This is a genomic window from Natrialba chahannaoensis JCM 10990 (assembly GCF_000337135.1).
Lineage (GTDB): Archaea > Halobacteriota > Halobacteria > Halobacteriales > Natrialbaceae > Natrialba > Natrialba chahannaoensis.
Map to the genome: position 1 here is coordinate 16,935 of NZ_AOIN01000099.1, position 12,482 is coordinate 29,416.

Below are 12,482 nucleotides of genomic sequence, written 5' to 3' on the forward strand. Positions count from 1 at the left end.
AATGTGCTACCTCATTCGTCCTTATTCTCCGGTGCCTGAGAATCCGTATTCCACCGTTGCACTCGCCGTAATACTCACCGGATCCGCGTCAATCTCGGTCTCGGGTGCGGCGTCGGCAGCGTCATCCGTTTCGTAGGCCACGTCGTGGCGAACCGTACTCACCCGCACGTCGCTCGTCGTCACCGCCGTCGTGCCGGTAAGTTCGACGCCACGATTCGAGGCGATGTGTTCGGCCTCCTCGTCAGCCATCGCCAACGCGTCATCGATCGCATCCTTTCGAAGTTCGGCACGGGTCTCGTCTTGGACCGTGAAGTTCACCCGACCGACATCGTCAGCGCCGGCGTCGACTGCGGCGTCGATCACTTCACCGACACGTTCGACATCGTCAAGTGTCACCTGATAGGAGTGCGTTCCGACAAACTCCTCGACCCCTTCCTCACGCCTCGCCGCCCGCGAAGGTCGGACGCTGTACCGTCCTTCCTCAATGTTATCCTCGGGAATCCCCAGGTCGTCGAACGCTTCCCGTAGCTGTTCCGAGCGGGTCGCCAGGTCGTCGCTCACCGCGTCGGCCGACTCGTCGACGCTTTCGACGCCGAGACTCATTGTCGCCCGGTCGGGTTCCGTTTCGACCTCACCGTCGGCGGCGACGGTAATCGTGTTGTCTACGCTGGCTGTGCTCGTCCCTTCCTCCGCTTGCTCGGGCTCGTCCGTACTCGAGAGCACGTTGCCGAGACATCCTGCCGTCGTCGCTGCGACACCGACGGTCGATGCCGCGAGGAACTGTCGTCGATCCATACGCTCTCGAGACGTGCCAGTCAAATAATGATTCGTCAAGGTCAAATCACTCTTTCAGTGTGCTGTGGGTTTCGGGCGTCATACATGCCGATCTCTACCGTCTCGCACGAACTGGAACGCCGCCGAGCGTTCTTGGCGGTTGGCGGTGTGTGTCGACTCGACCGTATGGCTGACAGGCTGCTCGTTCCCATCGCGAACCCCGAAACCGCCGACCGACTGCTCGATACTGCCGTCGACCTCGCACACGACCGCGACCTCGAACTCGTCGTCCTGTCGGTGGTTACCGTCCCGATGCAGTTGTCACTCGAGCACGCTCGGGACACGCTCGACATCGAGGATGAGGAGACACTACTTGCGGACGTGGTCGAGCGGGCGCGCGGTTACGGCGTGAACGCAACCGGTCGGATTCGGTTCGGTCGCGATATCGCGGACGGAATCTGCCATGTCGCCGCGGAACTCGACGCCGCTGCAGTGCTGGTCGGCTGGCGCGGCCGGCCCCGGCGTCGCGACGTCGTACTCGGGAGCCACATCGACGCGGTGCTCGCCAACGCGCCGTGTGACGTGCTGGTGAAGCGGATCGATCGAACCGTGACCGACATCGAATCAATCCTCGTTCCCGTCGCTGGTGGCCCGAACACCGAACTCGCAGCCGAAACTGCCGGTTCACTTGCTCGCGCCTACGATGCACGAGTCGAACTGCTGACGGTGGTTCCAACTCGAGACGACGAGCAACTGACCGATGCGCGCGGAATGCTCACGGAAACGAGTCCGTCGCTCGGCGTCGTCGACTCGGTGACGGAGACGGTACTCGAGGGCGACGTAACTGAGACGATTCTTGCGCAGGCGACAGCGCACGACGCGGTGGTTATCGGTGCCGCAGAGAACGGCCTTCTCAGGAGTGTGCTCGTCGGTGACGTACCCGAGACGATAGGTCGAGAGGCCGAGAGCACGGTTATCATGGCGAAACGCCACCAGGGCGTGCCGAAGACGGTGTGGCGGCGAGTTCGTGACCGGTTCCGATAGCGGCTGGCGGAAAATAAAAGAACAGTCAATAGCCATCCAGAACGCGCTGCTCGCAGTTTCGACAGGGAGTCAGTCGTGTCGGAACGACCGCTGACCCGTAAACGCCATCGCGATTCCGTGCTCGTCCGCCGCCTCGATCACGTCGTCGTCGTTAACCGACCCGCCGGGCTGGACGACCGCCTCGATACCCGCCTCGGCCGCCTCTTCGATCCCATCCGGGAACGGGAAGAACGCGTCCGAAGCCATGACCGCGCCCTCAGCATCCTTCCCCTGGGCGTGCTCGTCCGCCTTCATCGCCGCCAGTCGAACGGCGTCGACACGGGACACCTGCCCCATCCCGATACCGACTGTCTCCGTGCCGTCCGCGAAGAGAACCCCGTTCGACTTCACGTGCTTTAGCGTCTGCCACGCGAACACCATGGACTCGAGTTCCTCCGCCGTCGGCTCGTGTTCGGTGACGATTTCGAGGTCGTCGACCGAGATGGTTTGCAGGTCGCGTTCCTGGACGAGTCGGCCGCCGACGAGCGGCTTCTCGGTGAATCTCCCGGTCGGTTCGTCGGACAGTTCACCAACGTCCAGAACGCGCAGGTTCTCCTTCTCGAAGAGCACGTCGAGCGCATCGTCGGTGTAACCCGGCGCGACGACGATCTCCTTGAACGAGTCGGTGATCTGCTCGGCGGTGGCTGCGTCACACTCCCGGTTCAGGGCGACGATCCCGCCGAATGCGCTCTGGGGGTCCGTTGCAAGAGCCTTCTCGTAGGCTGCAGCGAGGGAGTCGGCTGTGGCGCAGCCGGCCGGGTTCGTGTGCTTGATCACTGCGGCGGCGGGTTCGTCGAACTCCTTGATCAGGTTCAACGCGCCGTCGGCGTCGTTGTAGTTGTTGTACGAGAGGGCCTTCGCACCCTCGTTCAACTGGTCGGCGTGGACGACGCTGGCCTCGTCGCAAGTGTAGTCCGCGTAGACGGCGGCGTCCTGGTGTGGGTTCTCTCCGTAGCGGAGGGTATCGAGTCGGTCGCTCGAGACGAGTCGGCGACCAGGCAGGCCGTCTCGCGGCTTCGCCGCTCGACTGTCCGAGGCGCGTGGCCCCTCGCTTCCATCGTGGTCCGCGTCGTTGACGGTCGCCACGTCGGCGTCGACCGTCACTGTTCCGGCGGCTTCGTCGACAGTCGCAGCACCCTCGGCGAACCACTTCACTGCACGCGGGTACGCGCGAAACTCGCCCTCATAGAGCACGCGCTCTTTCAAACTCTCTGGATCGTCGCCCTCATACACCGGAATCGGCTCCTGGGTGACGATCGGGCCAGCGTCGACCTCACTCTCGACGACCTCGCCATCCCCATCGGTGGCGTCAGTAACCACGTGGACCGTACAGCCCGTCATCGAGACGCCCGCCTCAAGCGCGTCGCCCCAGGCGTCCATTCCCGGGAACGACGGCAGCAGCGACGGGTGGACGTTCAGCGTCGTCGGTGCTGCCTCGAGGAACGTACTCGAGAGGATGCGCATGTAGCCGTCGAGACAAACCAGATCGAACTCGTAGTCCGACAGGGCCTCGAGGACTGCCTCCTCGTGTTCCGTTCGGCTCATGCCGTCTGCGAGCGGGACGACCTCGGTCGGAATCCCGCGCTCTGCGGCGGACTCGAGTACCGGTGCGTCTGCACTAGTCGCAAGCACGACGGCCAGTTCCGCGCCGCCTGGTCGTCGGTCGGCGATGTTCAACAGGTTGCGCCCTCGGTTGCCGGCCATCCCGGCGATTCGCGTCATGGGTGTACGGCCACCCGCGAGGGGCAAAGTGGTTGCGGTCTTCATCCGCAATGTATGCATATGTGTGTATCAAAAACTACCTATATCGAGTTTTGTTCGAGGAGGTATACACAGTCGTGTCCGAACCGCACTCGCGTTTCGACACTCTTTTGCACGGCGCTGGAAACTCTCGGACAATGACCGACACCGACGCACTGTACGCGGTCTCGCCGCTCGATGGGCGCTACGGAAACCGAACGGAACGGCTCTCGCCGTACGCCAGCGAGGCCGCGCTCATGCGCGCCCGCGTCCGCGTCGAAGTCGAGTACCTGATCGCCCTAGCTGACCTCGAGGCGACGCCACTCGAACTCGACCTCACCGAGCGCGAGGAACTACGCGGGCTGTACAAGCACTTCGCGGAAGAGGACGCCCGGCTGATCAAGAAACTTGAAACCACGGGCCACGAGGAGTTCGAGGCGACGAACCACGACGTGAAAGCCGTCGAGTACTTCGTCCGCCACCGGCTGCCCGAAGACAGTGACGCCTCCGCGTGGATCCACTTCGGACTGACCAGCGAGGACGTGAACAACCTCGCCCACCGGCTGCTCGTCCGCGACGCCGTCGATGAGGTGCTGCTGCCGGCACTGTACGACGTGCAGGATACGCTCGCCGAGATGGCCAGAGAGTACCGCGACCTGCCGATGCTCGCTCGTACCCACGGCCAGCCCGCGACGCCGACGACCTTCGGCAAGGAACTTGCCGTCTATGCCGCCCGACTCGGGAAAGCGACCGGCCAGATCCGCACGGCGACCGACGACCTCTCGGGCAAGCTCGGCGGTGCCTCGGGAACCTACGCGGCCCACGTCGCGGCCTACCCCGACGTCGACTGGCAGTCCTTTGCCGTCGACTTCGTCACCGGTCTCGGGCTCGAGTTCACCGAACTCACGACGCAGGTCAATCCTTGCGACGACCTCGCGGCGCTGTTCGACGCGTTCGGACGCGCAAACAGCGTGCTCCTCGACCTCGATCTGGACATGTGGTTGTACGTCTCCGACCGCTACCTCGGCCAGGAGGCCGTCGAAGGTGAGACGGGGTCGTCGACGATGCCCCACAAGGTCAACCCGATCGACTTCGAAAACAGCGAGGGCAACCTCTCGAAGGCCAACTCCGATCTCACGTTCCTCGGCAACTACGTCACCACCTCGCGGCTCCAGCGTGACCTCTCCGATTCGACCGTCAAGCGCAATATCGGTGCTGCCTTCGCTCACTGTCTGATCGGCTACTCGAAGACCGCCGCCGGCCTCGAGAAGGTCGTCCCCAACGAGCACGTCATGCGCGAGGCACTCGAGTCCACCCCGGAAATTATCGGCGAGGCCGTCCAGACGATTCTCCGCCGCGAGGGCCAGGAAGACGCCTACGAACAGGTGAAGGCGCTCACCCGCGGGAAGGACGTGACACTCGCAGACTTCCAGGAGTTGTTTACGGATCTCGACGTGGACGAGGACGTGCGCGAGGAACTCGCCGCGCTAACGCCGGCGGGATACACCGGTATTGCGGCTGGGCTGGTCGACGACATCGAGAACTGACGGTACGGTGTTGCCATCCCCGGCAGTAGTTATCTTCTCGTCGATTGGGGTTCATCCCCGACAATAGCTGTTCTCAGCGGCGGGAGCTATCGCTACCAGACTTCAGCGCAACCAGTACCGATTTGAGCCTCGACTCCGAACGCTCGACTATGGTCGAGCGTCTCTTCCCCGAAATCGCTACTGCGCTCCTCTTTCTGATCGCGATCCTGTGCATGATTGCGCTGTTGTACATCTCGACGAAGTGGTGAGCAGCGTTCTGCGGTACCACTCAGCCGACGAGTACAGCCAGCGTCTCCTCGACTGCGTCAGCCGCAGCCTCAATCGCTGAGAGCCGCACGTACTCGCGCTCGGCGTGTGCGACAGCACCCGCTTCGTCTGCGAGGACGCCCGGACCAAAGACGACCGTCGGCGCGTCGGCCGCGAAGAAGCCAGCCTCGGTCGCCGCCCCGAACGGCCGCACCTCGCCGCCGCTTGCATCCTGCAGCGTTCGCACCAACTCTGCCTCCCCGTCGGTCACGAACGCCTGCGGAAACGGCGTATCGGGGCGGATGAGATCCACCGAGACATCGACTGCGTGATCGCTCGGTAGCCGATCCGCGAGAAACCTCTCCAGATCCGCACGGAATGACTCGCTCGTCTCCGGCGGGACGCTCCGGCGATCGAACGTGAGCCGACAACGATCAGGAACGCGATTCGACGCCTCGCCGCCCTCGAGTACGGTCGGCGTCAGCTTCGGCTCGCCGAGCACGTCGTCCGCGCCGGGACCCGCGGCGTCGTCGTACTCGCGGAGGGACTCGAGTACGTGCGAGAGCGCGGCGATCGAGTTGTGTTCTGTGGGGACGCTCGCGGCGTGGCCGCTCTCGCCCTCGATGGTGACGGTGCCCTCGCACTGCCCGCGGGCGGCGATACAGACGTCGAGGTCGGTGGGTTCACCGACGATGTAGCCGTCCGCCGAGAGGAGCTCTTGGAGCGCCTCAGCGCCGGTCATCAGTGTTTCCTCGTCGGTGGTGATCGCCAGCGTGAGCGTCCCGGTTTCGGGTTCGGTTCGCAGGAAGGCGGCGAGTAGTGCGGCGAGTGGTCCCTTCGCGTCGCAGGTCCCGCGTCCACGGACGATGTCGCCGTCGCGCTCGTAGGGGACGTGTGGCGGAACGGTGTCGATGTGGGTGTTGAGGACGATGTGCGTATCACCGCCTGTGTCATCTCCGCGCGTCGCCAGCACGTTCCCGAGGTCGTCCACCTCCGGCTCGATCCCGGTATCCCGAAGCGTCTCGAGCAGGAACTCACGCATCTCGGCGACATCCTCGTGGGACGGAATCTGTACCGCGTCGGTGTGGAACGAAGCGATGTCGAACACGGTTACCATCTCAGTGCTGCTCGACGCGAGTCACGTCCTCGAGCGTCTCCCGCCGGCGCACGACGCGCGCCTCACCGTTCTCGAGTGCTACCTCTGCTGGCCGGGGCTGGGAGTGGAACTGGCTCGCGAGTTCGTAGCCGTAGGAGCCCGCGTTCCCGATGGCAATGATGTCCTCGCGCTCCGGGCGGGCGATCGGCCGGTCGTGTGCGAAGACGTCCGCGCTGGTACAGACCGGGCCGCCGACGGTGACTTCGTGTGGCTCGCGGTCGGGCGCACTGACGTTGTACATCGGGTGGTAGGAACCGAACATCGCAGGTCGGATCAGCGTCGCCAGGCTGGCATCAATACCGACGACCGTGGTGTCTGGTGCCTCTTTGATCGTGTTCACCTCGCTCAGGATGACCGAGGCGTCGGCGACGACGTAGCGGCCCGGCTCGAGTTTGAGTGTGGCCTCGAGGTCACCCACAGCGTCGCGGACCATATTCGAGGTTTTCTCGAGATCGAGTGGCTCGTCGTCCTCGCGGTAGGGAACACCGTACCCGCCGCCGACGTCGACGAACTCGAGTTCATCGTCGCCGACGCGACGAGCCATCTCGCCGACGCGTTCGATTGCGCGGCAGTGCTCCTCGAGTCCCTCCGTCAGAACGCCACTACCTGCGTGGGCGTGGAGGCCGACGAGGTCGAACTCCTCGCGGACGCGGTCTGCGACCTCGGGGACGCGCTCGTAGGGAATACCGAACTTCGCGTCCGCGCCGGTGGCAACCTTCTCGTGGTGGCCCGTCCCAATTCCGGGGTTGATTCGGATAGCGATCCGGCCGTCGTAGCCCCGATCTTGCAGGCGGTCGAGGGTGTCGGTCGCGCCGATGGTGATCGTCAGGCCCGGGTTCTCGGCGGCAAGATCGGTCGCGTAGTCCAGGTCGTGATCCGGCGGATTGACGGCGGTGTACTGCAGCGTGTTCGGGTCAGCGCCGGCATCGATCGATCGCTGTAGTTCCCCCCAGGCTGCACACTCGATCTCGCCGCCGGCCTCGAGAACAGCTTCGAGAACCGCCTTCCCCGTGTGCGCCTTCGCGGCGTACATGACCTCGGCGTCGGGGAACGCCGACGCGAAGCGGGTGTAGTTCGCTTTCACCCGGTCGAGGTCGGTCACGTACAGCGGCGTGTCGTACTCCTCGGCAAGGGATACGAGTCGCCCGTGATCCCAGTCAGCGAGCAGGCGAACAGCCGGTGAATCCACGAAATCGGTCATTGGTCACCACAAGTGACCGGGAGCAGTCAAGGGTTTGGGTTCGGGCAGTCGTGGACCACGCTCACTCCGGAAACAGTTCTTCAGTTCGGTCGATTGCGTCGATGCGCTCGCGCTCGTCAAGCGAGAGGTTGAGCTCCTGCGCCTCGAGATTCGCCCGGAGGTGGTCGACGCTGCTCGATTTCGGAATCATCACGACGCCATCTTTCGCCAGCAGCCACGCGAGACAGACCGCTTCGGGCGTCGTATCGTGAGCCTCGGCGATGTCGACTACCGTGTCGATCTCTCGCGTGCGGCCGTTCGCCAGCGGCGAGTACGCCACGAGCGGATAGCCGTGCTCACGGGCGTGAGCGAGCAACTCGTCGGGCTGGAACAGTGGGTGGAACTCAACCTGATGGGCCGCGATGGGCGCGTCGAGGGTGTCCCGTGCGGTTTCAAGTTCTGATACGGAAAAGTTGCTCAGCCCTACGCCACCGATCGTCCTCTCTTTGTAGAGTTCGTCGAACGCGGACAGCGTTCGATCGGGCTCATACGCTTCGATCGGGCGGTGGACGTACAGCAAATCGACCGCATCGAGTCCCAGTCTGTCGAGACTCTCCGCAGTCGTGCGGTGCACGTCGTCCGGCGCGAGGCTGTCGGCCCAGACCTTCGTCGCGACGGTTACGTCCTCGCGCGGGACAGCACTTTGGGCCAGTCCGTCGCCAACGACGGCCTCGTTGCCGTATATCTGTGCCGTGTCGAGATGTCTGTAGCCGTACTCGAGTGCCGTCTCGATTACGTCGGGGTCGTCGATCCCCATTGTGCCGAGGCCGACGGGCGGTAAGGAAAGATGCATCCGCGTCATACACACCGTTCACGGCGCGAGGGGAAGTGAACTCCGACGAGAGAATGTGTCGTTGAAACGGGTCGGCTCTCGGATTATTCGCGCAGTGCGTCCTCGCGCTCGGTCGCCTCGATCGTCTCCGTCTCGAGGTCAGTGGCGACGACGGCGGGTTTGTACGCGCCGCCCTCGAAGAGGTCGTGGTCGCTGACCGAGGATTCGACGAAGCGGGTGAACGCACGGCGGTTCGCGGGCAGTTCGCCGTACAGCACGTCTTCCTCGACGAGGTCGTAGACCGGGATCCGCGGCGTCAGGAGCGTGTTCTCGCCGACGACGCTGTTCTCGCCGACGACGAAGCCGCTGGTGACGCGACAGCCGGCACCGAGGGAGACGTTGTCCTCGACGATGACCGGCGCGCTCTCGACCGGCTCCAGCACGCCGCCGATGAGCGTGTTCGCGCCGAGTTTGACGTCTTCGCCGATCTGGGCACACGAGCCGACGGTGTCACAGGAGTCGACGAGCGTGCCGTCGCCGATGTGTGCGCCGATGTTGACGAAGCTCGGGCTCATCATGATGCAGTCCGAGCCGAGATAGGCCCCGCGGCGGATCGTGGTTCCGTCCGGCGTGTTGCGGGTGCCGCGCGCGCCGAGGTCATCGGTTTCGCGCAACGGCAGCACGTCGTAGTGGTCGACACCGCCGTACTCGTAGCTTCGGTTCTCCCGGAGGCCGAAGTTGAGCAGGATCCCCTGCTTGACCCACTGGTTGGCCTCCCACTCGCCGTCAGTCTTCTCTGCGGCGCGGATGTCGCCGTCCTCCAGCGCCGAGAGGAACGCCTCAAGCGTGTCGAGGGCATCCTCACCGGCTGAGTCGGCGTCGATCTCGCCGCGCTGTTTTTGATCCCACAGCTCGTTGATTTCGGTTTCGAGTGTATTCATGCTCATGCGTCGATCACGTCCACAAAGTCGTAGTTTCCTGCCTTTGCTCCTGCGATCCAAACTGCCGCGTCGACCGCGCCCACGGCGAAGACACCCCGATCTTCGGCGCGGTGGGTCAGGCGAACCTCCTCGTGGTTGCTCGCGAGAATGATCTCATGCTCACCGGTGATGTTGCCCGCGCGGATGGCGTGGACGCCGATCTCGTCCTCCTCGCGTGGGGCTTCGCCTTCGCGGCCATGGGTCCGGTCGCCGAACTCTCCGTTCGCCTCAATCTCATCCAACAGCCGGTTCGCCGTTCCGCTCGGTGCGTCTCGCTTCGCGTTGTGGTGGGCCTCGACAAGTTCGACGTCGTAGCCCGGCAGATTCTGGACGGCATCGCCAACGACGTTCACCAGTGCCTGCACGCCGCGCGCGAAGTTGGGCGCGTGGAGAACCGGAATCGACTCAGCGGCGGACTCGAGTACGGCGAGCTGATCGTCGTCGAAGCCGGTGGTCCCGGTGACGAAGGCAGTCGTAGTGGTGTCACCGCCAGCGTCGGCGTCAGCACAGGCCTGTACGTACTCGGTGGCCGACTCGGGACCGGTGAAGTCGATGACTGCGTCGGGCTCGCGCGAGGTGAGTAGCGAACCGAACTCGGCTGCGGGTTCGACCGCAACGCCGTCGACAGTCTCGCCGTCGGGCTCGCGGTTGACCGCGAACGCGACCGCACAGTCATCGCGGTCTGTGGCCGCGGCGATAACCTCACGGCCCATGCGGCCGGTTGCACCGGTGACGCCGATGTGGATTGGCTCCGTCATCGATCGCCCTCTGGTTCGGCGTTTGCTACATCAGTTGTCTCACGCTCGAGGTCGTCGAGAACGGTCTCGAGGTCGTCGTGGTACTCCTCGGCGAGACGGGTGAGCGGCGGCCGCATCCGGGCTGGACCGTAGCCGCGGATCTGCATAGCTTCCTTGACCGGAATCGGGTTCGTCTCGACGAACAGTTCGCGGAAGAGCGGTCCGAGTTCGTGGTGGAGATTCTGTGCGCGTGCGTAGTCGCCGTCGAGCGCCGCGCCGACCATCGCGCAGGTCCGCTCGGGTTCGATGTTCGCGGCGACGCTGATCGTTCCCGTGCCGCCGACCGAGAGTATCGGCAGCGTCATCGCGTCGTCACCCGAGAGGACGGCGAACTCCTCGTCCATCGTGCGCTCTGCGATCTCGCCGATCACGCCGAGATCGCCGCTCGCGGCCTTGTAGCCCGCGATGTTCTCGTGGCTCGCGAGTTCGACGGCGGTGTCGGGTTCGATCGTCTGCCCCGTTCGCGAGGGAACGTTGTAGACGATCTGTGGCAGGTCGACTGCGTCAGCGATCGTCCGATAGTGCTCGACCAGCCCGCGCTGTTCTGGCTTGTTGTAGTACGGCGAGATCAGCAGGAGGCCGTCAGCGCCGGCGTCGGCCGAGCGCTCCGAGAGTTCCAGGGCCTCACGCGTGTTGTTTGATCCGGAGCCAGCGATGACGGGCACGTCGTCGACGGCGTCGATGACCGCTTCGACGACGCGGACGTGTTCGTCGTGGGTCAGGGTCGCGGATTCGCCGGTGGAGCCGACGGGAACGAGGCCGTCGACGCCAGCGGCCTCGAGTCGCTGTGCGTCCTGCTGAAGTGTTTCGAAGTCGATGCGTTCGTCTTCGTCGAACGGCGTACACATTGCGGGAAAGACGCCGGTAAGGTCGAGTTCTTGTGTCATGGACCGATAGTGTCAGTTGGTCAGTCAAACGAGCCGAAGTCAACGCCGGAAGCGCGCCCGAGACGAGGTCGCCACGCTCGCCTCGAGCACTACTGGGCGCATTTTTTCGCAGATTTAGCAAGAGAAACCGAACAACCCCCGCTCGCCGCAACGCGACCGCCGAACGGAGGGGAACGAAGCATACACGATAGCGCGTGTGGAACAAACTTATTCTTTGCGACCCCAACCAATTTGGCCTCGATTGGTCGGTCAGCGGTGGTCTCGGACACGACTCGAGTCGGTTCGTCGCGTGTCCTGACTCGCTAGAGACGGTTCGTATCGGAAACGGGACCAACATTCGAGGGCAATCACGCCGCGCCGTCGGGCGGTCCTCCGTCGTCCTATCCCACGAAATTTATACCTCCTGATTGCTTACGCATACCTATGACAGACTTTGGATTGAAGCTGCGAATGTTCGTTGTCGGTTCGCTCCTGGCGGCGCTGTACCTGTTTGTTGGGGCCGTCGGGCTGGCGTTCCTGGGCACGGGTGCCTGGCCGATCGTCCTCCTGCTTTTGATTACGTTCCCCTTCGTCCAGTACAAGTTCGGCGTCTGGAGGGCGACCAGAAAGGCCAAAGAGATGCCAGAGAACGCCCAATATAAAGAGATTCATCGAATGACGGAGTCGCTCTCCCGCGATATGGCCATCGACAAGCCCAAACTGATGGTCCAGCAGATGGGCGTTCCCAACGCCTTCGCGACTGGCCGGAAGGGCAACGGCGTCGTCGTCGTCAGCGAGGAGCTCATCCGCCTGCTGGATCGTGACGAACTCGAGGGCGTCATCGCCCACGAACTCGCTCACATCAAGAACCGCGACGTGTTGATGATGACGGTCGGGAGTTCTATCGGGATGATGGTCGGCTACGCCGTCTACTTCGTCTACGCGTTCGCGGGCGAGGACAACCCCGGGGGCTTCATTGTGGGGCTGATCCTCTCGATGTTCGCCCAGATGCTCGTCACGGTGCTGGTGATGGCAATCTCGCGCTACCGCGAATACATCGCCGATGACGACGCGCGCCAGTATATCGGCAATGGCGACCCGCTCGCTCGAGCACTCGAGAAGATATCGAAAGGCGCTGAGAACCGCGAATCAACCATTGACGACGGCCAGGCCGCACTTTGTATCTTCAACTCCGAGCGCGGGCTGCTTGAGTCGGTGTTTGCGAGCCACCCGCCGACGGAAAAGCGCATCGAGAAGCTCCGAAGCTGATTCCTCATTTCT

General features: G+C 63.9%; 11 protein-coding genes. 3 read left to right on the top strand and 8 right to left on the bottom strand.

All coding sequences use genetic code 11. The features are described from left to right. Positions 1-21: 21 nt before the first annotated feature. Complete coding sequence (locus C482_RS18885; protein WP_006169417.1) at positions 22-795, bottom strand: SIMPL domain-containing protein; 774 nt, start codon at positions 793-795, stop codon at positions 22-24. A gap of 84 nt (positions 796-879) precedes the next feature. On the opposite strand from C482_RS18885, the gene C482_RS18890 reads away from it, so the two are divergent. Then, a complete protein-coding gene (locus tag C482_RS18890; RefSeq protein ID WP_006169418.1) occupies positions 880-1,818 on the top strand; it encodes a universal stress protein in 939 nt (312 codons plus the stop codon). Positions 1,819-1,887: 69 nt separating this feature from the next. On the opposite strand, the gene purH is transcribed toward C482_RS18890, so the two are convergent. Then, positions 1,888-3,579: a bifunctional phosphoribosylaminoimidazolecarboxamide formyltransferase/IMP cyclohydrolase gene (gene purH, locus C482_RS18895; protein WP_006169420.1), complete on the bottom strand. Its 1,692-nt coding sequence runs from the start codon at positions 3,577-3,579 to the stop codon at positions 1,888-1,890. A 176-nt stretch (positions 3,580-3,755) separates the two neighbouring features. Between purH and purB the strand changes: the two genes are divergently transcribed. After that, on the top strand, positions 3,756-5,144 hold the full coding sequence (gene purB, locus C482_RS18900; protein WP_006169422.1) for an adenylosuccinate lyase: 1,389 nt from the start codon (positions 3,756-3,758) through the stop codon (positions 5,142-5,144). Positions 5,145-5,412: 268 nt separating this feature from the next. Here the strand turns inward: purB and C482_RS18905 are convergent, their stop codons facing one another. The 6 genes from C482_RS18905 to dapA all read right to left on the bottom strand — a co-directional run bounded on the left by C482_RS18905 (position 5,413) and on the right by dapA (position 11,222). Continuing rightward, entirely contained in the window at positions 5,413-6,507 is a 1,095-nt protein-coding gene (locus tag C482_RS18905; protein WP_006169426.1) for a M20 family metallopeptidase, read from the bottom strand. Between the two features lies 1 nt (position 6,508). Next, positions 6,509-7,747: a diaminopimelate decarboxylase gene (gene lysA / locus C482_RS18910; protein WP_006169427.1), complete on the bottom strand. Its 1,239-nt coding sequence runs from the start codon at positions 7,745-7,747 to the stop codon at positions 6,509-6,511. 61 nt (positions 7,748-7,808) lie between these two features. Beyond that, positions 7,809-8,588, bottom strand: coding sequence for an aldo/keto reductase (locus tag C482_RS18915; protein ID WP_049897001.1), 780 nt, complete (start codon positions 8,586-8,588; stop codon positions 7,809-7,811). Between the two features lie 74 nt (positions 8,589-8,662). Beyond that, positions 8,663-9,499: a 2,3,4,5-tetrahydropyridine-2,6-dicarboxylate N-succinyltransferase gene (locus C482_RS18920; RefSeq protein ID WP_049897002.1), complete on the bottom strand. Its 837-nt coding sequence runs from the start codon at positions 9,497-9,499 to the stop codon at positions 8,663-8,665. A 2-nt stretch (positions 9,500-9,501) separates the two neighbouring features. Continuing rightward, positions 9,502-10,296, bottom strand: a complete 795-nt coding sequence (gene dapB / locus C482_RS18925) for a 4-hydroxy-tetrahydrodipicolinate reductase (RefSeq protein WP_006169431.1) — start codon at positions 10,294-10,296, stop codon at positions 9,502-9,504. Then, the gene (dapA, locus tag C482_RS18930; RefSeq protein WP_006169432.1) at positions 10,293-11,222 is read right to left on the bottom strand and encodes a 4-hydroxy-tetrahydrodipicolinate synthase; all 930 of its coding nucleotides are present in this window, start codon (positions 11,220-11,222) and stop codon (positions 10,293-10,295) included. The genes dapB and dapA overlap by 4 nt, the downstream gene beginning before the upstream one ends. A 423-nt stretch (positions 11,223-11,645) precedes the next feature. Between dapA and C482_RS18935 the strand changes: the two genes are divergently transcribed. After that, the gene (locus tag C482_RS18935; RefSeq protein ID WP_049897003.1) at positions 11,646-12,470 is read left to right on the top strand and encodes a M48 family metallopeptidase; all 825 of its coding nucleotides are present in this window, start codon (positions 11,646-11,648) and stop codon (positions 12,468-12,470) included. The last annotated feature ends 12 nt before the right edge of the window (positions 12,471-12,482 follow it).

Bases quoted from the DNA above. Each gene is read 5' to 3' on its own strand.
- C482_RS18885 (WP_006169417.1), bottom strand. From the start codon at position 795: ATGGATCGACGACAGTTCCTCGCGGCATCGACCGTCGGTGTCGCAGCG.
- C482_RS18890 (WP_006169418.1), top strand. From the start codon at position 880: ATGCCGATCTCTACCGTCTCGCACGAACTGGAACGCCGCCGAGCGTTC.
- purH (WP_006169420.1), bottom strand. From the start codon at position 3,579: ATGACGCGAATCGCCGGGATGGCCGGCAACCGAGGGCGCAACCTGTTG.
- purB (WP_006169422.1), top strand. From the start codon at position 3,756: ATGACCGACACCGACGCACTGTACGCGGTCTCGCCGCTCGATGGGCGC.
- C482_RS18905 (WP_006169426.1), bottom strand. From the start codon at position 6,507: ATGGTAACCGTGTTCGACATCGCTTCGTTCCACACCGACGCGGTACAG.
- lysA (WP_006169427.1), bottom strand. From the start codon at position 7,747: ATGACCGATTTCGTGGATTCACCGGCTGTTCGCCTGCTCGCTGACTGG.
- C482_RS18915 (WP_049897001.1), bottom strand. From the start codon at position 8,588: ATGACGCGGATGCATCTTTCCTTACCGCCCGTCGGCCTCGGCACAATG.
- C482_RS18920 (WP_049897002.1), bottom strand. From the start codon at position 9,499: ATGAATACACTCGAAACCGAAATCAACGAGCTGTGGGATCAAAAACAG.
- dapB (WP_006169431.1), bottom strand. From the start codon at position 10,296: ATGACGGAGCCAATCCACATCGGCGTCACCGGTGCAACCGGCCGCATG.
- dapA (WP_006169432.1), bottom strand. From the start codon at position 11,222: ATGACACAAGAACTCGACCTTACCGGCGTCTTTCCCGCAATGTGTACG.
- C482_RS18935 (WP_049897003.1), top strand. From the start codon at position 11,646: ATGACAGACTTTGGATTGAAGCTGCGAATGTTCGTTGTCGGTTCGCTC.